Genomic DNA, 18,241 nt, shown 5'->3' on the forward strand with positions numbered 1-18,241 from the left:
GGAAGCTGACTAGTTTACCCGTGCCGGCGCGGCTGCGCTGGGCTCAGCCGGCCCCCGCGTCCACCGCCTGCGCGCGCTGCACCGCCGGCCGCGCCGCCATCCGCGCGGCGTAGGCGCGGGTCGGCGCCGGCGGATCGAGCAGGCCGAACTGCAGCATCCAGCCCAGCGCGCTGCCCCACAGCACGTCGGCGGCGCTGCAGCGCGCGCCGAGCAGGTGGTCGCCGCGCGCCAGTTGCGCGTCCAGCACCGCCAGCACGGTGTCGCAGTCGGCATAGGGCGACATCGCCCGCGGCGGTGGCGCGCGCTTGAGCGCGCGGTCGATCAGCGCCGGCTCGAAACAGGCGCCGTAGAACGCCAGCCAGCGCAGGTAAGGGCCGCGCAGCGGGTCGCCGATCGGCGGCGCCAGGCCGGCCTCCGGGTACAGGTCGGCCAGGTAAGGGTAGATCGCGCCTTGTTCGGTCACCACTGCGCCGGCATGCACGATCGCCGGCACCTTGCCCATCGGGTTGATCGCCAGGTACTCCGGCGCCAGTTGCGCCTGCCGCTCGAAGTCGATGCGCGCGATGGTGTAGTCGGCGCCCAGTTCCTCGAGCAGGATCAGCACGCCGCGCGAGCGCGACTGCGGGTTGTGGAACAGGGTGATGTGGCGGTCGGCGGTCATGCGCGGCTCCTGGCTGGTCGGTGTTGGCAGCGTAGACCCCATTGCGGACAGGTTCTGTCCGCAATAGCGTGCACCGATGTCCTCGCCCGCCGCCCGCCTGTTGCGCCTGATCGCCCTGCTGCAGACCCGCCGGCTGTGGTCCGGCGCCGAGCTGGCCGAGCGGCTGGGAGTGGACCGCCGCAGCCTGCGCCGCGACGTGGAGCGGCTGCGTGCGCTGGGCTATGCGGTGGAGGCGGCGGCCGGCGTCGGCGGCGGCTACCGCCTGGCGGCGGGGGCGCAGATGCTGCCGCTGCTGTTCGAAGAGGACGAGGCGGTGGCGGTCGCAGTGGCGCTGCGCGCCGCCTGCGCCAGCATGGCCGGCCTGGAGGACACGGCGGTGCGGGTGCTGGCCAAGCTCGAGCCGCTGCTGCCGGCGCGGGTACGGCAGCGCGCCGAGGCGCTGCAGGGCGCGACCCTGGCGCTGGGCCAGGACCCGCTGCGGCCGGACACGCGGGTGCTGATCGGCGTCGCCAGCGCCTGCCGCGACCGGCGCCTGCTCGGCTTCGCCTACCGCGACCATGGCGGCCGCGCCAGCCAGCGGCTGGTCGAGCCGTTGCGGCTGGTCAACGCCGGTCGCCGCTGGTACCTGCTGGCCTGGGACCGCGACCGTGGCGACTGGCGCACCTTCCGCGTCGAGCGCATCGTGCCGCCCTTGCAGCTCGGCGCGGCGGTGGCGCTGCGCCTGCCGCCGCAGGAACCGGCGGCCATGGTCGATGCGGCGATCCGCTACAGCCCGCGGGCGATGGGGTTCGCCCTCAGCGTGCGCCTGCGCGGCAGCGCCGCCGAGTTGGGAGCGCGCGTTCCGCTGTGGTGCGGCACCTTGCAGGACGAGGCCGACGGCCACTGCCGGCTGTCGCTGCTGGCCGATGCGGTGCCGTGGCTGGCGGCGCAGTTGCTGACCGTCGGGGTGCCGTTCGCGGAACTGCAGGCCGAGCCCGAGGTGCGGGCCGCGCTGCGCGGGGTGCTGAACGCGTTGCTGGAGCAGGTGCCGGCGTCCGTACCGCCCGGGCAGTAGGCGTCCGGGCCTGCCGGCGCCCAGGTCTGCCGGGTGTTCTGGGGTGGCGCGCACTTGGCAAGTGCCGGGGAAGTTGGGACACTCGCCGCCATGAAGGGGATGCTGTGGCTCCTGGGGCTGGGATTCGCCACGTTGACGGCTGCGCCGGCCAGCGCCGGCACCCTGTACAAGTGCACCGGCAGCGACGGCGTGCCCAGCTACGGCAGCAAGCGCGTGTCCGGCGCCAGCTGCAGCGTGATCGGCCGCTACACCCCCGACCGCCGCGCCGCGCGCGCCGCCCCGGCCCCTGCGCCGGCCAAGGCCAGCGTCGAGCGGGCGCCCAGCCGCGGCGTCATCGCCAGCGCCTCAGCGGTGGCGCCGGCCACTCTGATCAGCGCCCCGGTGACCGCCCCGGCCCCGGTCACCGCCAACGCCGTGCCCAACCGGATTGCGCCGGTGCCGCCCGGCAGCAGCGGCGTACCGCGCCGCCTGGTCAGCGGCCAGCTGTACTCGTACATGAAGGATGGCGTGCGCCACTACACCAGTGCGCGCCCGACCCAGGTCGCCAATCTCGGCGCGGTGCGCACGATCCGCTACAGCTTCATGGAGACCTGCTACGCCTGCGCCAATCCCGGGGTCAACTTCGGTGCGGTGCGCCTGAACACCACCGCCTACCAGAGCGAGATCGCCGCCGCTGCGCGCGAGTACGGCGTCGACGAGGCGGTGGTGCGCGCCATCATCCACGCCGAGTCCGCCTACAACCCGATGGCGCTCAGCCGCGCCGGCGCGCAGGGACTGATGCAGCTAATGCCGCCGACCGCGCGCCGCTTCGGCGTCAGCGATTCTTTTGATGCAGCGCAAAACATTCGCGGCGGCGTGCAGTACCTGGCGTGGCTGCTGAAGCGCTTCAACGGCAACCTCAGCCTGGCCGCGGCCGGCTACAACGCCGGCGAGGGCGCGGTAGACAAACACGGCGGGGTGCCGCCGTACAGCGAGACCCAACGCTACGTGCAACGGGTGGGCGTGCTCGCCGAGCGCTACCGCGGCGTGCTGGCGACCGCGCGTTGAGCCGCCGCCGCGGCTCTGCACACGGCGTTGCGTCTCCATTGTCGACGCGTTAAGGGTTCCGCTACACTGCAATGGATTTAGTGCGGCTCGCCCCCCACCGAGCTGCTGGCAGCCTCACGCTACCCAATCACAGATCGGAGTGCCGGATGGCCAACGATGGGGTCAACGATTCTGTAAACGCAGGACGCCGCCGCTTTCTCACCGCCACCACGTCCGTCGTGGGTGCGGTCGGTGCGGGGTTCGTCGCGGTTCCTTTCATCAAGTCCTGGAATCCGAGCGCAAAGGCCAAGCTGGCCGGCGCGCCGGTCACCGCCGACATCAGCGCCCTGCAGGAAGGCCAGCGCCTGATCCTGGAATGGCGCGGCCAGCCGATCTGGATCGTCAAGCGCTCCAAGGCGATGCTCGATGCGTTGCCGTCGCTGGACAGCCGGCTCAAGGATCCGGAGTCCACCAACAAGGACCAGCAGCCGGACTACGTGCTGAAGAATCCGGAGTACCGCTCGATCAAGCCCGACGTCTCGGTGCTGGTCGGCCTGTGCACGCACCTGGGCTGCTCGCCGGAAATGGTCGCCGAGATCCGCCCCGAACCCTACGACCCCGACTGGAAGGGCGGCTATTTCTGCCCCTGCCACAAGTCGCGCTTCGACATGTCCGGACGCGTGTTCCAGGGCGTGCCGGCGCCGATCAACCTGCTGGTGCCGCCGCACCACTACCAGGACGACAACACGCTGGTGATCGGCGTGGATCCGGGCGCGTCCGCAAAGGGAGGGGTGTAAGTCATGGCCGACAACCTCCTCACCCGCACCGCGGGCAACGTGTTCGACTGGGTCAACGAGCGCGCCCCCGGGCTGATGCCGTTCTACCGCAAGCACGTCAGCGAGTACTACGCGCCGAAGAACTTCAACCTCTGGTACTACTTCGGCTCGCTGGCGCTGGTGGTGCTGGTCAACCAGATCGTCACCGGCATCTTCCTGACGATGCACTACAAGACCAGCGCGGCCGAGGCGTTCAACTCGGTCGAGTACATCATGCGCGACGTCGAGTGGGGCTGGCTGATCCGCTACATGCACTCCACCGGCGCCTCGCTGTTCTTCATCGTGGTGTACCTGCACATGTTCCGCGGGCTGATGTACGGCAGCTACAAGAAGCCGCGCGAGCTGGTGTGGATCCTGGGCATGCTGATCTACCTGGTGCTGATGGCCGAAGCCTTCATGGGCTACGTGCTGCCCTGGGGGCAGATGTCGTTCTGGGGCGCCAAGGTGATCATCTCGCTGTTCGGCGCGATCCCGGTGATCGGCAACGGCCTGACCGAGTGGATCATGGGCGACTACCTGCCGTCCGACGCCACCCTCAACCGCTTCTTCGCCCTGCACGTGATCGCGCTGCCGCTGGTGTTGTTGCTGCTGGTGGTGCTGCACCTGGGCGCGCTGCACGAGGTCGGTTCCAACAACCCCGACGGTGTGGAGATCAAGAAGGGCCCCAAGGGCAACCGCTGGAGCCCGAACAAGCCGGCCGACGGCATCCCGTTCCATCCGTACTACACGGTCAAGGACATGGTCGGCGTCGGCTTCCTGCTGATGATCGGCGCCTTCATCATCTTCTTCGCGCCCGGCTTCGGCGGCCTGTTCCTGGAGCACGACAACTTCACCGAGGCCAACCGCCTGGTGACGCCGGAGCACATCAAGCCGGTGTGGTACTACACGCCGTACTACGCGATGTTGCGGGTGGTGCCGAACAAGCTCGGCGGCGTGCTGGTGATGTTCTCGGCGATCGCGATCCTGTTCCTGGTGCCCTGGCTGGACCGCGCCAAGGTCAAGTCGATCCGCTACCGCGGCTGGATCTCGCGGGTGATGCTGGGGGTGCTGGCGGTGTGCTTCGTCTGGCTCGGCGTGATCGGTTCCGGTCCCGGTACCGAGATCATCGAGACCTACATCGGCCGCGTGCTGACCGTGCTGTATTTCGCCTTCTTCCTGACGATGCCGATATGGACGTCGCTGGATCGAACCAAGCCGGTGCCGGAGCGGGTGAGCAGCCATGACTAAGCGCCTGATCGCCGTTCTCGCCGGCCTTGCGTCGGCGCTGCTGCTGTCCGCCTCGGCCATGGCCGCCGAGGGCGCGGCCACCTTGCAGGCCGGCAACGACCTGGGCGACCGCGCCTCGCTGCAGCGCGGCGCCAAGCTGTTCATGAACTACTGTTCAGGCTGCCATTCGCTGAAGTACCTGCGCTACCAGCGCATGGCCGAGGACCTGGGCCTGAGCGATGACGAGGTGATGCAGAACCTCAACTTCACCGGCGCCAAGATCGGCGAACACATCGAGACGGCGATGCCGCACGATGCGGCGACCAAGTGGTTCGGCAAGGCGCCGCCGGATCTGAGCCTGATCGCCCGCGTGCGCGGCACCGACTGGGTCTACACCTACCTCAAGTCGTTCTATCTCGACCAGTCGCGGCCGCTGGGCTGGAACAACCAGCTGTTCGCCAACGCCTCCATGCCCAATCCGCTGTGGGAGCTGCAGGGCCTGCAGCAGCCGGTCTACGGCAAGGCCGAGCAGCCGGGCGTGGACAAGCCGGTGGCGAGGCTGCAGCTGGCGACGCCGGGCAAGCAGACCCCGGTCGAGTTCGACCAGACGGTGCGCGACATCAGCAATTTCCTCGAGTACGCCAGCGAGCCGGCGGCGCTCAAGCGGCAGAGCCTGGGCGTGTGGGTGGTGCTGTTCCTGGCGCTGTTGACCTTCCTGGCCTATCTGCTGAAGAAGGAATACTGGAAGGACGTGCATTGAGCGCGGGCCGTTTCGGCGGAGCCCCGGCTGCACCGTTGCTGAGCCGATCCCCTGTTCATCCTATTGGCTTTTGTGAGCGAGGGTTGCACACTCAGGGGCCGTGACGACCGTCCGCAAGGTGCGGGCGGCGTCGATGCGGCCGGCGGATTCCGGCCGTCGGAGAGCCTTGAATGGCGGCGAGTTTGCGCATGCGAAATACCTTGACGTTGTTTTCCTCCACGGATGATGTCCTGTGCCACCGCGTCCGCCTGGTGCTCGCGGCCAAGGGCGTCACCTACGATTTCGTGGCGGTGGATCCGCAGAATCCGCCGGAAGACCTGATCGACCTGAATCCCTACCACTCGGTGCCGACGCTGGTGGAGCGCGAGCTGGTGCTGTATGCCGCGTCCGTGGTCAGCGAGTACCTGGACGAACGCTACCCGCATCCGCCGCTGATGCCGGTCGATCCGCTCTCGCGCGCGCGCCTGCGCCTGGCGATGCTGCGCATCGAACACGACTGGGTTCCGCAGGTGCAGGCGATCCAGCTCGGCAACAAGGCCCAGGCCGAAGCCGGGCGCAAGCGCCTGAAGGAACTGCTGACCGCGTCGGTGCCGCTGTTCAAGGCCAGCAAGTTCTTCCTCAATCCGGAGATGAGCCTGGCGGACTGCGCGATGGCGCCGATCATCTGGCGCCTGCAGGCGCTGGACATCCCGCTGCCGAAGGACGGCAAGGCGATCGAGGATTACGGCAACCGCATCTTCCGCAATCCGGGTTTCATCCGCAGCCTGACCGACCAGGAAAAGAAACTGCGCGACCTGCCGGCATGATGGCGGCAGGCGCGCCGTCCCCGTTGTCTTTGGAGTTGTACCGGCGTTGCGCGCCGGCACGTAGAATGGGCGCATGACCGACGAGACTTCCCGCATGACCAGCCATCGCCCGTACCTGCTGCGGGCGCTGGTGGAATGGATCAACGACAACGGCATGACCCCGCACATCCTGGTGGACGCCGGCCTGCCCGGCGTGCAGGTGCCGCCGAGCGCGGTCAAGGACGGGCGGGTGGTGCTGAACATCGCCGAGCGGGCGGTGGTGCGTCTGCAGATCGACAACGATGGGGTCAGCTTCACCGCGCGCTTCGGCGGGGTCAGCTATCCGGTGCAGGTGCCGATGTCCGCGGTCTTGGCGGTCTACGCACGCGAAACCGGGCAGGGCATGGCGCTGCCGGACGACATCCACGGTGCCAGCGAGCCGCCGGGCGACGACACCCCGCCACCGCCGCGGCCGGGCGGTTCCGACGACGCCGGCAGGCGGCCGCGCCTGCGCGTGGTCAAGTAGGCAGTCGATGCGCGGCCTCGGGGCCGCGCGCTGTACCTATCCCTACGCGTTGGCATTTCTGGTGTGCGCGTATTGCACGCGCCATGTTCTGTCGTAGCAGCGGCTTCAGCCGCGATGGGCGTTCCTGGTAGCGCCCGTCGCGGCTGAAGCCGCTCCTACAACAGGCGCGTGGGGCCCTGCGGTCGCCCTCCATTCCAGGTGGCATGCGCAGCGGTCTCGCACGCACCTTCACTGTCGCCCAAGAGGTCGCGCGCGCCATCGGTGCGCGGCTTGGTAGATGGCTCAGTCGCGCTGCGCGCGCGCGTCCTGCAGGTTGCTCACGCTCGCCACCGACGGCCCGGTGAAGGCGATCAACTGGTCGCCGAGCAGCACCAGGCGGCCGCTGTGGCGGTCGGTCCCGTCGTAGGAATAGTCGAAGCGGAAGCTGCGCTCGAAGCCGAGCCAGCCGCTGGGCAGGCGCCGCAGGCGCAGGCCGGTGCCGTGCACGCTCTGGTCCAGCCACTGCACGTCGGCGGCCTTGCAGGCGTTGCGGCCGAGGATTTCGGCGCGTTCGGCAGCGGCACGCGAGGCGTTCCAGAACGCGAACACCGCCGCGCCGGCGATCATCAACAGGATCAGGCTGGGCATGGCGTCACTGTAGCGAGGCGCTGGTGGGCGGGCAATCTTGGGGGCGGGGATTGGGGATTGGGGATTGGGGATTCGGGATTCGGGATTCGGGATTAGGGATTGGCAGGCGCCTCGGCGGTTGCCGGGGCGATGCCGTGCGCTCGTGCGCCTGCAGTTAGCTGCGGGAGAGGTGCCGAGGCCCATCAGCGCTCGCGGCCGCCATGGCCCTGGGCAGGCGCGCACGGCGCCTTGATTGCGCGAGGTGTTCAACCACAGGAGCTTGGTTTTTAGCGGTGCCCAGCGGCGCGATGGTGCGAACGCGTGCTAGCGCTGTGGCTGCGGTTCGGTCCTGGGCGCTTGGCTGCCGGGGGATGCGTCGGGTTGTGGCGGTGGAGGCGCTGCGGCGGGTGCCGGCGGTGGCGGCGTGTTCGGGGCGGTGGGCGGTGCCGGTGGGACGACAGGCGTGCCGGGTGCGGCGCCTGCTGGAGTGGCCGGCGGCGTCGCGATCGGTACGACGCCAGGCACGCCGGGCGGAACCGGCGGCAGCACCTGCGCCTGCGGTTGCAGTTTCAGCAGGGCCGACCAGTCCTGGCGGTTGAAGTCGCACAGTTCCTCGTGGCCGGGCGTGCATTCGAGCGCGGCGCCTTCGTCGTTCTGCTCCTGCGCCAGCGGCGCATCCAGTTGCAGGCGCCCGCTGCGGTCCAGCTTGAGCTTGCGCATGGTCACCGCGTTGAACACGTTGCCGCCGATCAGGTACAGGGTCTGGTCGCCGCCGACGTTGGCTGCGACCACGATGTCGCAATGCGATTCCCACGGCAGCGGGCGGCCGCGCGCCAGCGCCTCGCGCAGGCCGGCGGCGCCGACCGGCTGCCGGCGTCCGCGCAGGAAGCACAACAGGTCGCCGGGGGCGGGCTTTTCCTGCTGCGGGTCGGCGTAGCGGTAGGGCAGGCCGTCGGCACCGGCCTGGTAGGCGGCGCGGATGTAGTCGATGTGGCGGATCGAGCTGCGGAAGCCGGCCACGCCGGCGCGCACCATCACGTAGGACACGAAGGCCGCCGACCACGGATTGTCGACGAGGAAGGCGCGGCAGTCGTTCTCGCGGTAGCGCGAGCCGTCCAACTCCTGGCAGCTCTCGGCGCCGTCGATGCGTCCCATCGCGCCCAGCGTGCCGCTGTCGCGCCAGTACGCGGCGACACGCTGCCAGGCTTCGATGCCGTCGTCGGCGAGGTCGGCGCGTTCGGCCTCGGTGACGCGCAGGCCGGCGAGGCGGCCGTCGCGGTCGATGAACGGACGCCACCACAGGCGGTGTTCGTTGCAGGCGGTGCGCACGATCGCCACCGCCGCCGGGGTCAGGCCGAAGCGCGGCGGCAGATCGCAGACTTCCGCGGCCGCGGCGCGGCCGGCAGGAAACAGGGCGGCGGCGCACAGCAACGCGAACCAGGGGCGGAGCATCGGCGAACTCGGTGGGGAGGAAGTACCGCGCAGCGTCGCAGAGCGGCGTTGGCGAAGTCGTGAAGTGTAGGACGCGCCGTGCGCCGGTGGTGGCGCACCGTGCTGGCGGCAGCGTTCGCAGGCGCATCTGCTGCGCCACGGTGTGTCGCGGCCTGCCCAGGCGTGTGCGGGCCGTATCCAGCGACGGCTGAAGGAGTCAATGCGCCTGGGCACGCCTTGGCGGGCTGCGCCTGCGCCGCCAGCGTGGGATTGGCCGCAGCGGCCGCCTCGTCAGCCGGCTGGCCGCGACGGCGGCGGCGGCCCGAGTTTCAGCGACAGATCCACCGCCTGCACGTGCTTGGTCAGCGCGCCGATGGAGATGCAGTCGACGCCGTCGGCGGCGATCGCACGCACCGCCTCCAGGTTGACGCCACCGGAGACTTCCAGCGGAATTGCGCGATGGAACGGGGCGCCCGCGGCGATCGCCACCGCGTCGCGGCGCTGCGCCGGGGTGAAATCGTCGATCAGGATGCGGTCGCAGCCGGCCTGCAGCGCTTCGCGCAGCTGGTCCAGGGTTTCCACCTCGACCACCAGCGGCAGCGCCGGCCACTGCGCGCGCGCGGCCGCCACCGCCGCGGGCAGCGAACCGGCGGCGTGGATGTGGTTCTCCTTGAGCATCACCGTGTCGTACAGGCCGATCCGGTGGTTGCTGCCGCCGCCGCAGCGCACCGCGTACTTCTGCGCCAGGCGCAGGCCGGGCAGGGTCTTGCGCGTGTCCAGGATGCGCGCGCCGGTGCCGGCGACCGCGGCCACGTAGGCGGCGGTGGCGGTGGCGGTGGCCGACAGGGTCTGCAGGAAGTTCAGCGAGGCGCGTTCGGCGCTGACCAGGGCGCGGCTGCGTCCGTGCAGCAAGGCCAGCACGGTGCCGGCGGCCACGCGCTGGCCTTCGCTCACGTGCCAGTCGATCCGCACCTGCGGATCCAGGGCGCGGTGGCAGGCGTCGAACCAGGGCCGGCCGGCGATCACCGCGTCCTGCTTGCACAGCAGGTAGGCGCTGTCGGCGCGGTCGGGCAACAGCGCCGCGGTGACGTCGCCGCTGCCGAGATCCTCGGCCAGCGCACGCGCGACATCGGCGGCGATCAGTTCCGGCGCGGGCGCCTGCGGCGGCGCCGGGTCGCGGCTCATTTGGCCGGGAAGTCGGCGAGCTGCGCGGTGCCGATGGCTTCATCGGCCAGCAGCACCGGAATGCCGTCGTCGACGCGGAACACCTGCTTGCGGTCGCGGGTGATCAGGGCTTCGCGCAGCGGTTGCGCCTGCGCACTGCCATCGGCGCGCTGCACGCCGCCGGCGGCGATGGCGCGGTTCAACGCCTCCAGGCCGCGCGCCTCCAGCAGCGCCAGCGGTTGGCGGGTGTCGGGCGAGCACAGCAGGTCGAGCAGTTTGCGGTCCATCCGGTCTTCGTCTTGCGTGGAAGATGGCTAGAATACGTCTTTAAGGCAGGGGACGGCCATGACCTCCAAGCAAACCGCGCCGCTCGTCGGCATCGTGATGGGTTCCCGCTCCGACTGGGAGACCATGCAGCATGCGGCGCAGAAACTCGATGCGCTGGGTGTGCCCTATGAAGTGAAGGTGGTGTCGGCGCACCGCACGCCGGACGTGCTGTTCACCTACGCCGAGCAGGCGGCCGGGCGCGGCCTGCGCGCGATCGTGGCCGGCGCCGGCGGCGCCGCGCACCTGCCGGGCATGCTCGCGGCCAAGACCGCGGTGCCGGTGCTGGGCGTGCCGGTGCAGTCCAAGGCGCTCAACGGCATGGACTCGCTGCTGTCGATCGTGCAGATGCCGGCCGGCATCCCGGTGGCCACCTTCGCGATCGGCACCGCCGGCGCGGCCAACGCCGCGCTGTTCGCCGCGGCGATGCTGGCCCACGACCACGCCGACATCGGCAGCGCGCTTGGCGATTTCCGCCAGCGCCAGACCGACGACGTGATGGCCAAGGACGATCCGCGCCAATGACCACCGTTGGCATTCTGGGGGCAGGGCAATTGGCACGCATGCTGGCCGTGGCCGGCGTCCCGCTGGGCCTGCGCTTCGCGTTGCTGGATCCGGCGGCCGATGCCTGCGCCGGGCAGGTCGCGCCGCTGCGGGTCGGCGACTATGCCGACGAGACCGCGCTGGCCGCGTTCGCGGACGCGGTGGAGGTGGCGACCTTCGATTTCGAGAACGTGCCTGCGGCCAGCGCCGCTTGGCTGGCCGGGCAGGTGCCGGTGTTCCCGAACCCGGATGCGCTGGCCGTGGCGCAGGACCGCCTGGCCGAGAAGACCCTGTTCCGCGAACTCGGCATTCCGGTGCCGGCGTTCGCCGCGGTGGACAGTCGTGCGGACCTGGACGCGGCGCTGGCCCAGGTCGGCACGCCGTGCATCCTCAAGACCCGCCGGCTCGGCTACGACGGCAAGGGCCAGTTCCGCATTGCCTCGGTTGCCGATGCCGATGCGGCCTGGGCGGCGCTGGGCGCGCAGGCGGCCAGTGTGGGCCTGATCGCCGAGGCGTTCGTGCCGTTCCAGCGCGAGGTCAGCGTGGTGGCGGTGCGCGGCCGCGACGGCGAGTTCCGTACCTGGCCGCTGACCGAGAACTGGCATGTGCACGGCGTGCTGTCGGCCAGCCTGGCGCCGGCGCAGGCCGATGCCGCGCTGGAGCAGGCGGCGGTGGCGCATGCGCGTGCGCTGGCCGAGCGCCTGCAGTACGTGGGCGTGTTCGCGCTGGAACTGTTCTGCCGCGACGGCGAACTGCTGGCCAACGAGATGGCCCCGCGCGTGCACAACTCCGGGCACTGGACCATCGAAGGCGCGGAGACCTCGCAGTTCGAGAACCACCTGCGCGCCGTGTTGGGGCTGCCCTTGGGATCCACGCGCATGCGCGGCCATGCCTGCATGCTCAACTGGATCGGGGCGATGCCCGATGCCGCGCCGGTCCTGGCGCAGCCCGGCGGGCATTGGCACGACTACGGCAAGGAGCCGCGCGAGGGCCGCAAGGTCGGCCACGCCACCTTGCGCGAGGACACGCCGGAGGCGCTGGCGCAGGCCCTGCAGACCGTGGGCGCACAACTGCAGCGCGAGACCCAGGTCGCCCCGGTGATCGCCGCCCTGCGCGGCGAGCGCTGAACCAGCAACACGAAGTCCGGGCCGCCCCCGGGGCAAGGACCGGCGGCCACGGCCGCCGCTCTTGCGAATCCCCAATCCCAAATCCCCAATCCCGGCTCAGCGCAGATTGGACGCCGCGAACTCCCAGTTCACCAGTTTCCAGAACGCCTGCAGGTAGCGCGCGCGGTCGCCGGGGTAGTCGGTGTAGTAGGCGTGTTCCCAGACGTCGCAGGCCAGCAGCGGCGTGTCGTCGCCGGTCAGCGGGGTGCCGGCGTTGGCGGTGCTGACCACGGCCAGGTGGCCGTCCGGACGCTGCACCAGCCAGACCCAGCCGGAGCCGAACAGCGCCAGGGCCATGCGCTCGAACTCGGCCTTGAACCGGGCCACGTCGCCGAAGCTCTTGGCCAGGCGCTCGCCGAGCGCGCCGCCGGGTTCGCCGCCGCCGCGCGGGCGCAGGCCGCGCCAGTAGAACGCGTGGTTCCAGACCTCGGCCGCCTCCTGGAACAGCCGGCCCTGGGCGCGCCGCAGCAGGTCCGGCAGCGCCAGCTCGGCCAGGTCGCTGCCGTCCAGCCGCGCATTGAGCCGTTCCACCAAGGCGCGCTCATGGGCGTGGTGCTGTTCCACCGCCGCGGCGGACAGGTGCGGGGCCAGCGCCGCGGCGGCGTAGGGCAGGGGAGCGAGTTCGATGGGCATGGATCCTCGGGCGGTTTCGGATGCGTGTCGCGGTACTGCCGCGTGCAGGGCTTACACTATGCGGCTACGCGAGAGTCTAGCCGACCGCCGAGGTCGTTCTTTCGCCCCAGCAGGAGATACCCGCATGCAGGTGATGGAGCGCATCCAGGCCGACGTCGAACGCCATCCCATCGTGTTGTTCATGAAGGGCACGCCGCAGTACCCGATGTGCGGCTTTTCCAGCCGTGCGTTGCAAGCGCTGCTGGCCGCCGGCGCCGACCGCCTGCATACCGTCAACGTGCTCGACGAGCCGGAGATCCGCGCCAATCTGCCGCGCTATTCGAACTGGCCGACGTTCCCGCAGCTGTTCATCCATGGCGAACTGATCGGTGGCTGCGACATCACCCTGGAACTGTTCGAATCCGGCGAACTGCAGCGCATCGTGACCGAGGCCTACCAGTCGTGAGCGCGCCTGCGTCGCCGCCGGCCGGCGCGCTGGCGCAGCGGGTGATCCTGGTCAGCGGCGCCGCCGGCGGACTCGGCAGCGCCGCGGCGCTGGCCTGCGCCCAGGCCGGGGCCACCGTGGTCCTGCTCGGGCACAAGCCGGCACGCCTGAACCGGGTCTACGACGCGATCGCCGCGGTCGGCGCGGCGCCGTTGCTGTATCCCCTGGACCTGCTCGGCGCCACCCCGCCGGACTACGCGACCCTGGCCGAGCGCCTGCAGGGCGAGCTTGGCCGCCTGGACGGGCTGCTGCACTGCGCCGCGGACTTCGCCGGGCTGACCCCGTTCGAGCATGCCGATCCGGCCCAGTTCGCGCGCGCCATCCACGTCAACCTGACCGCCGCGGCCTGGCTGACCCGGGCCTGCCTGCCGTTGCTGCGGCAGGCGCCGGATGCCGCGATCGTGTTTGCCGTCGACGATCCGGCGCGGGTCGGCCAGGCCTACTGGGGCGGCTACGGTGCGGCCCAGCATGGCCGCCGCGGCCTGTTGGCGAGCCTGCACGGGGAACTGGCCGCCTCGCACGTGCGCGTGGCCGGCCTGCAGCCGGGTCCGATGCGCAGCGCCTTGCGCGCCCGCGCCTATACCCATCAAGAAGACCGCGACGCGGTCGACCCGGCGCGCTACGCCGGCGCCTGCGTCGAACTGCTGTCGCCCGCCGGTGCCGCGCACCGCGGCGCAATCTGGAAGCCCCTGGCATGACCATCCTGTCGGCAGCGCTGCTGCTGTTCCTGATCCTCGACCCGCTGGGCAACATCCCGGTGTTCCTGAGCGTGCTCAAGCCGCTGCCGGCGCGGCGCCAGCGTGTCGTGCTGGCGCGCGAACTGCTGATCGCGCTGGGCGTGCTGATGGGCTTCCTGTGGGGCGGCAAGTACGCGCTGGAAGTGATGCACCTGCGCCAGGAGTCGGTGGCGATCGCCGGCGGCATCGTGCTGTTCCTGATCGGCATCCGCATGATCTTCCCGCGCCCGGAAGGGCTGATGGGCGAGATCCCGGACGGCGAACCCTTCATCGTGCCGCTGGCCATCCCGCTGGTGGCCGGCCCGTCCGGCATGGCCGCGGTGATGCTGATGGGCAGCAACGAGCCGACCCGCCTGGGCGAATGGAGTCTGGCGCTGATCCTGGCCTGGCTGGCGACCTCGGCGCTGCTGTTCTCCGGCACGCTGCTGTACAAGCTGCTCGGCATGCGCGTGCTGACCGCGGTCGAGCGGCTGATGGGCATGCTGCTGGTGGCGATCTCGGTGCAGATGTTCCTGGACGGGCTCAGCGCCTACCTGAAGCTGCCGGTCGCCGGCTGAGGCTGCCTCGCGGCTGGGCGGGGGACGCCGCCCGCGGCGCCGTGCCCGCCGCCGCGGGCGCCGTCGCGGCCTCGGCCGTACGCCGTGGGCCCGGTGAGCGGGCAGGGCGTCCGTGGCCGATCGCCGTGACGTGTCGACCTCCGTCTCGACATTCCCCGGGAACGCCCAAAGCTGTTCCCGCGGCGGACCGTGGTAAAGGGTGACGGGTGACAGGTTTTCGCTTTGCGCTCGCCCAGGCGGGGGCGCCGCGCCCGTAGCACGCCTGTCCTGGCGGTGTCCTCGATGCCCGCCAGGACTGGGATCGACGTCTTCTGATGTCCGCTTTTGCCCGGCTGTCACGGTTTGGCAACAAATCGGCTCTATGGTGTTAAACTCACGTTAACCCTTGCGGGGAATCGGCAAGGGGGACCAGCCCTCCATTTCGCGGTCGTGCGCCCGTACCCGCACGGCTTGCCACGCGCATTTCGTCAACTCCATCGAGGCTATTGCAATGATCCAACCCCGTCTGCGGATGTCCAAGCTCACCCTGGGCCTCGTTGCGGCGCTCGCTGCCGCGCCGGTGTTCGCCCAGAGCACTTCCGCCGGTGTCGGCGGCGTGGTGACCCATGCCGGCCAGCCGGTCGCGGGCGCCGAGGTGACCATCACCCACGTCGAGTCGGGCACGGTCAGCCGCGCCACCACCGATGCCGCCGGTCGCTACAACGCGCGCGGCCTGCGCGTCGGCGGTCCGTACAGCATCACCATCACCAAGCCGGGCGACGGCACAAAGACCGAAGACGGCGTGTACCTGAGCGTCAACCAGAACGCCACCATCAACGCCGACCTGACCGGCGACCTGGCCGCGCCGACCACGCTGGAGACGGTCAACGCCGTGGCCATCGCCAGCGGCTCGGAAGTGTTCAGCGCCACCAAGATGGGCTCGGGCACCAATGTCGGCCGCGAGCAGATCGAGGCGCTGCCGTCGATGAACGGCAACATCCAGGACTACATGCGCCTGGATCCGCGCGTGGCCTTCGTCGATCGCGCCTCGGGCACGATCAGCGCCGGCGGCCTCAACCCGCGCTACAACTCGATCAACATCGACGGCGTCTCGGCCAGCGATACCTTCGGCCTGGAAGGCAACAACATGACCACCCGGCGCCAGCCGGTGTCGATGGAGGCCATCGAGGCCATCGACGTCAACCTGTCCAACTACGACGTCAGCATCGCCAGCGCCGCCGGCGCCACCGTCAACGCGGTGACCAAGTCCGGTACCAACGAGTTCCACGGCTCGGTGTACGGCAGCTATCGCGACGGCGACTGGTTCGGCGACAACCCGGACGGCAGCAAGTTCAACGGCTTCACCAAGGAGAAGACCTACGGCGCGACCTTCGGCGGCCCGATCGTCAAGGACAAGCTGTTCTTCTTCGCCAACTACGAGAAGTTCCAGCAGGACGCGCCGGGCCTGGACCTGGGCAGCACCGCGCTGGGCAAGGCCAACGCCAAGTACGGCATGGCCGACGTGACCCGCGCCCAGCAGATCGCCAAGAACTACGGCTTCGACGCCGGCACCCTGGACAGCGACGGCAACACCGACCTGAAGGAATACGCGCTCAAGCTCGACTGGAACATCAACGACAACCACCGCGCCAGCTTCCGCTACAGCAAGCTCGACCAGAGCAAGCTGCGCATCAACGGTGCCGGCAACTCCAGCCAGGCCTCGCTGAGCTCGTACTGGTACCAGCACGAGAAGTCGGTCGAGAGCTACGTCGGCCAGCTGTTCAGCGACTGGTCCGAGAACTTCTCCACCGAGTTCAAGGTGTCCTACCGCGACTACTCCGCGATCCGCGTGGTGCCGACCAACGCGCCGAGCATCGCCGTGTACTTCGACGGCTCGGTCGCCAACCCGACCGGCGACGTGCTGTACCTGGGCACCGAGACCAACTCGCAGGGCAACATCCTCACCACCAAGACCTGGAACTACTACGGTGCGGGCACCCTGACCCTGGACAACCACAACCTGAAGTTCGGCGTCGACTACAGCACCAACGACATCTACAACCTGTACGGCCGCAACACCTGGGGCGTGTACACCTTCTTCGGCCTGGACAACTTCGCCAGCGGCCGCTGGAGCTCGTACCAGCTCAACCAGGAGCGTAGCCCGGGTTCGATCGCGGCCGACTACAAGAACAGCAACCTCGGCCTGTTCGTGCAGGACACCTGGTACGTCAACAACAACCTGACCCTGACCCTGGGCCTGCGCGGCGACCGTCCGCAGGTGAGCCCGGATCCGACCTACAACGCCGGGGCGCAGGCCTACTTCGGCTACGACAACAGCAAGATCTTCAGCGGCGATTTCCTGATCCAGCCGCGCTTCGGCTTCAACTACACCTTCGACACCGACCGTCCGACCCAGTTGCGCGGTGGCGTGGGCCTGTTCCAGGGCGATGCGCCGCAGGTGTGGATCGGCAACAGCTACTCCAACACCGGCTTCAACTACAACGCCTACAGCTACACCAGCTACAACCCGGCGCTGCCGTTCAGCCCGAACAAGGACACCCAGCCGGTGCCGACCACCCCGGGTTCGGCGACGCAGGGCGTGAGCTTCGTCGGCAACGACTTCAAGCTGCCGTCGCTGTACAAGGCCAACCTGGCCCTGGATCACGAGCTGCCGTGGTACGGCATCGTGGCCTCGGCCGAGTTGCTGGTGACCAAGGTCAAGGACGGCCTGTACTACAAGAGCCTGAACATCGGCCGCGTCAATGGCCCGGGCCAGGATCCGAGCCCCGCCTACTACGGTCCGGACGGCCGCGCGCTGTACTGGAACCCGTCGCAGACCGGTCGTCCGTGGGCCACCGGCAACAACCGCTACAACCGCAACCAGGCCTACAGCGACGTCTACCTGATCGACAACACCGACAAGGGCAAGACCCAGCAGTTCACCGTGTCGCTGTCCAAGCCGTTCAGCGAAGGCGGCGACTGGTCCTGGACCCTGGGCTACACCTACACCCACGCCACCGAAGTCGGTTCGCTGACCAGCTCCACCGCCAGCTCGGGCTGGGGCTACCAGTACGCGTTCAACGCCAACTCGGAAACCGAGAACACCTCGCGCTACGAGATCAAGGACCGCATCTCCGGCTCGCTGGACTGGAAGCACATGTTCTTCGGCGACTACGAGACCCGCGTGGGCCTGGTCTACGAAGGCCGCAGCGGCCGTCCGTACAGCTACGTGTTCAACGGCGACGCCAACGGCGACGGCCGTTCGACCAACGACCTGTTCTACGTGCCGAAGGGCCCGGGCGACGTGCTGTTCGGCACGCTGAGCAGCACCGGCGCGTTCACCGCCAACCCGGCGCTGCAGCAGCAGTTCTTCGACTGGCTGGCCAAGAACCCGCAGCTGGCCAAGTACGCCGGCAGCTACGCCCCGGCCAACGGCTTCCGTTCCGGCTGGATCAACACCTTCGACGTGCGCATCACCCAGCAGCTGCCGGGCTTCTTCAAGGGCCACAAGTCCGAGGTCTGGCTGGACATCCAGAACGTGGGCAACCTGCTGAACAAGAAGTGGGGCCGGATCTACGACTACGGCTTCTACGCCGACGCCCGCGTCGCCAACCTGCAGGGCATCTACCAGGGCAAGTACGTGTACAACACCCTGTACACCGACCGGCCGACGGCCGCCAACGCCGACGCCGACGGGTTCAACACCGGCGTGTCGCAGTGGTCGCTGCAGTTGGGCTTCCGCTATCAGTTCTGATCGCGGCGC

19 protein-coding genes are annotated in these 18,241 nt (G+C 69.6%); 13 read left to right on the forward strand and 6 right to left on the reverse strand.

Annotation, left to right across the window (positions count from 1 at the left end; all coding sequences use genetic code 11):
• Positions 1-43: 43 nt before the first annotated feature.
• Positions 44-661, reverse strand: a complete 618-nt coding sequence (locus NKJ47_RS08715) for a glutathione S-transferase family protein (protein ID WP_254461069.1) — start codon at positions 659-661, stop codon at positions 44-46.
• 76 nt (positions 662-737) lie between these two features.
• Between NKJ47_RS08715 and NKJ47_RS08720 the strand changes: the two genes are divergently transcribed.
• The 7 genes from NKJ47_RS08720 (at position 738) to NKJ47_RS08750 (ending at position 6,854) form a co-directional block, all read left to right on the forward strand.
• On the forward strand, positions 738-1,715 hold the full coding sequence (locus NKJ47_RS08720; RefSeq protein WP_254461070.1) for a helix-turn-helix transcriptional regulator: 978 nt from the start codon (positions 738-740) through the stop codon (positions 1,713-1,715).
• A 90-nt stretch (positions 1,716-1,805) separates the two neighbouring features.
• Complete coding sequence (locus NKJ47_RS08725) at positions 1,806-2,762, forward strand: lytic transglycosylase domain-containing protein (protein ID WP_254461071.1); 957 nt, start codon at positions 1,806-1,808, stop codon at positions 2,760-2,762.
• A 146-nt stretch (positions 2,763-2,908) separates the two neighbouring features.
• On the forward strand, positions 2,909-3,538 hold the full coding sequence (gene petA / locus NKJ47_RS08730; protein WP_254461072.1) for a ubiquinol-cytochrome c reductase iron-sulfur subunit: 630 nt from the start codon (positions 2,909-2,911) through the stop codon (positions 3,536-3,538).
• A 3-nt stretch (positions 3,539-3,541) separates the two neighbouring features.
• Positions 3,542-4,804, forward strand: coding sequence for a cytochrome b (locus tag NKJ47_RS08735; RefSeq protein ID WP_254461073.1), 1,263 nt, complete (start codon positions 3,542-3,544; stop codon positions 4,802-4,804).
• On the forward strand, positions 4,797-5,543 hold the full coding sequence (locus tag NKJ47_RS08740) for a cytochrome c1 (protein WP_254461074.1): 747 nt from the start codon (positions 4,797-4,799) through the stop codon (positions 5,541-5,543). Before NKJ47_RS08735 ends, NKJ47_RS08740 begins: the two co-directional genes overlap by 8 nt.
• Positions 5,544-5,713: 170 nt before the next feature.
• Positions 5,714-6,349, forward strand: coding sequence for a glutathione S-transferase N-terminal domain-containing protein (locus NKJ47_RS08745; RefSeq protein ID WP_010342124.1), 636 nt, complete (start codon positions 5,714-5,716; stop codon positions 6,347-6,349).
• Positions 6,350-6,422: 73 nt separating this feature from the next.
• On the forward strand, positions 6,423-6,854 hold the full coding sequence (locus NKJ47_RS08750; RefSeq protein WP_254461075.1) for a ClpXP protease specificity-enhancing factor: 432 nt from the start codon (positions 6,423-6,425) through the stop codon (positions 6,852-6,854).
• Between the two features lie 282 nt (positions 6,855-7,136).
• Here NKJ47_RS08750 and NKJ47_RS08755 read toward each other — a convergent pair whose 3' ends face one another.
• The 4 genes from NKJ47_RS08755 to NKJ47_RS08775 form a co-directional block, all read right to left on the reverse strand.
• Positions 7,137-7,481, reverse strand: a complete 345-nt coding sequence (locus NKJ47_RS08755) for a DUF3301 domain-containing protein (protein WP_254461076.1) — start codon at positions 7,479-7,481, stop codon at positions 7,137-7,139.
• A 303-nt stretch (positions 7,482-7,784) separates the two neighbouring features.
• On the reverse strand, positions 7,785-8,912 hold the full coding sequence (locus NKJ47_RS08765) for a DUF2272 domain-containing protein (protein WP_254461077.1): 1,128 nt from the start codon (positions 8,910-8,912) through the stop codon (positions 7,785-7,787).
• 270 nt (positions 8,913-9,182) lie between these two features.
• A complete protein-coding gene (nadC, locus tag NKJ47_RS08770; protein WP_254461078.1) occupies positions 9,183-10,076 on the reverse strand; it encodes a carboxylating nicotinate-nucleotide diphosphorylase in 894 nt (297 codons plus the stop codon).
• On the reverse strand, positions 10,073-10,342 hold the full coding sequence (locus NKJ47_RS08775) for a Trm112 family protein (RefSeq protein ID WP_254461079.1): 270 nt from the start codon (positions 10,340-10,342) through the stop codon (positions 10,073-10,075). The genes nadC and NKJ47_RS08775 overlap by 4 nt, the downstream gene beginning before the upstream one ends.
• Positions 10,343-10,400: 58 nt before the next feature.
• On the opposite strand from NKJ47_RS08775, the gene purE reads away from it, so the two are divergent.
• Together purE and NKJ47_RS08785 are read left to right on the forward strand one after the other, a co-directional pair.
• Positions 10,401-10,904, forward strand: a complete 504-nt coding sequence (gene purE, locus NKJ47_RS08780) for a 5-(carboxyamino)imidazole ribonucleotide mutase (RefSeq protein WP_254461080.1) — start codon at positions 10,401-10,403, stop codon at positions 10,902-10,904.
• Positions 10,901-12,049, forward strand: coding sequence for a 5-(carboxyamino)imidazole ribonucleotide synthase (locus tag NKJ47_RS08785; protein WP_254461081.1), 1,149 nt, complete (start codon positions 10,901-10,903; stop codon positions 12,047-12,049). The genes purE and NKJ47_RS08785 overlap by 4 nt, the downstream gene beginning before the upstream one ends.
• 96 nt (positions 12,050-12,145) lie before the next feature.
• Here the strand turns inward: NKJ47_RS08785 and NKJ47_RS08790 are convergent, their stop codons facing one another.
• Positions 12,146-12,721: a superoxide dismutase gene (locus NKJ47_RS08790; RefSeq protein ID WP_254461082.1), complete on the reverse strand. Its 576-nt coding sequence runs from the start codon at positions 12,719-12,721 to the stop codon at positions 12,146-12,148.
• Positions 12,722-12,845: 124 nt separating this feature from the next.
• On the opposite strand from NKJ47_RS08790, the gene grxD reads away from it, so the two are divergent.
• The 4 genes from grxD (at position 12,846) to NKJ47_RS08810 (ending at position 18,232) form a co-directional block, all read left to right on the forward strand.
• Complete coding sequence (gene grxD / locus NKJ47_RS08795) at positions 12,846-13,166, forward strand: Grx4 family monothiol glutaredoxin (protein WP_254461083.1); 321 nt, start codon at positions 12,846-12,848, stop codon at positions 13,164-13,166.
• Entirely contained in the window at positions 13,163-13,903 is a 741-nt protein-coding gene (locus tag NKJ47_RS08800) for an SDR family NAD(P)-dependent oxidoreductase (protein ID WP_254461084.1), read from the forward strand. The genes grxD and NKJ47_RS08800 overlap by 4 nt, the downstream gene beginning before the upstream one ends.
• Positions 13,900-14,499, forward strand: a complete 600-nt coding sequence (locus tag NKJ47_RS08805; protein ID WP_017907241.1) for a MarC family protein — start codon at positions 13,900-13,902, stop codon at positions 14,497-14,499. Before NKJ47_RS08800 ends, NKJ47_RS08805 begins: the two co-directional genes overlap by 4 nt.
• Positions 14,500-15,010: 511 nt before the next feature.
• Complete coding sequence (locus tag NKJ47_RS08810; protein WP_254461383.1) at positions 15,011-18,232, forward strand: TonB-dependent receptor; 3,222 nt, start codon at positions 15,011-15,013, stop codon at positions 18,230-18,232.
• Positions 18,233-18,241 lie beyond the last annotated feature (9 nt).

The organism is Xanthomonas sacchari (assembly GCF_024266585.1).
Lineage (GTDB): Bacteria > Pseudomonadota > Gammaproteobacteria > Xanthomonadales > Xanthomonadaceae > Xanthomonas_A > Xanthomonas_A sacchari_C.

Coding starts and splice junctions, on each gene's coding strand:
- NKJ47_RS08715 (WP_254461069.1), bottom strand. CDS start 661: ATGACCGCCGACCGCCACATCACCCTGTTCCACAACCCGCAGTCGCGC.
- NKJ47_RS08720 (WP_254461070.1), top strand. CDS start 738: ATGTCCTCGCCCGCCGCCCGCCTGTTGCGCCTGATCGCCCTGCTGCAG.
- NKJ47_RS08725 (WP_254461071.1), top strand. CDS start 1,806: ATGAAGGGGATGCTGTGGCTCCTGGGGCTGGGATTCGCCACGTTGACG.
- petA (WP_254461072.1), top strand. CDS start 2,909: ATGGCCAACGATGGGGTCAACGATTCTGTAAACGCAGGACGCCGCCGC.
- NKJ47_RS08735 (WP_254461073.1), top strand. CDS start 3,542: ATGGCCGACAACCTCCTCACCCGCACCGCGGGCAACGTGTTCGACTGG.
- NKJ47_RS08740 (WP_254461074.1), top strand. CDS start 4,797: ATGACTAAGCGCCTGATCGCCGTTCTCGCCGGCCTTGCGTCGGCGCTG.
- NKJ47_RS08745 (WP_010342124.1), top strand. CDS start 5,714: ATGGCGGCGAGTTTGCGCATGCGAAATACCTTGACGTTGTTTTCCTCC.
- NKJ47_RS08750 (WP_254461075.1), top strand. CDS start 6,423: ATGACCGACGAGACTTCCCGCATGACCAGCCATCGCCCGTACCTGCTG.
- NKJ47_RS08755 (WP_254461076.1), bottom strand. CDS start 7,481: ATGCCCAGCCTGATCCTGTTGATGATCGCCGGCGCGGCGGTGTTCGCG.
- NKJ47_RS08765 (WP_254461077.1), bottom strand. CDS start 8,912: ATGCTCCGCCCCTGGTTCGCGTTGCTGTGCGCCGCCGCCCTGTTTCCT.
- nadC (WP_254461078.1), bottom strand. CDS start 10,076: ATGAGCCGCGACCCGGCGCCGCCGCAGGCGCCCGCGCCGGAACTGATC.
- NKJ47_RS08775 (WP_254461079.1), bottom strand. CDS start 10,342: ATGGACCGCAAACTGCTCGACCTGCTGTGCTCGCCCGACACCCGCCAA.
- purE (WP_254461080.1), top strand. CDS start 10,401: ATGACCTCCAAGCAAACCGCGCCGCTCGTCGGCATCGTGATGGGTTCC.
- NKJ47_RS08785 (WP_254461081.1), top strand. CDS start 10,901: ATGACCACCGTTGGCATTCTGGGGGCAGGGCAATTGGCACGCATGCTG.
- NKJ47_RS08790 (WP_254461082.1), bottom strand. CDS start 12,721: ATGCCCATCGAACTCGCTCCCCTGCCCTACGCCGCCGCGGCGCTGGCC.
- grxD (WP_254461083.1), top strand. CDS start 12,846: ATGCAGGTGATGGAGCGCATCCAGGCCGACGTCGAACGCCATCCCATC.
- NKJ47_RS08805 (WP_017907241.1), top strand. CDS start 13,900: ATGACCATCCTGTCGGCAGCGCTGCTGCTGTTCCTGATCCTCGACCCG.
- NKJ47_RS08810 (WP_254461383.1), top strand. CDS start 15,011: ATGTCCAAGCTCACCCTGGGCCTCGTTGCGGCGCTCGCTGCCGCGCCG.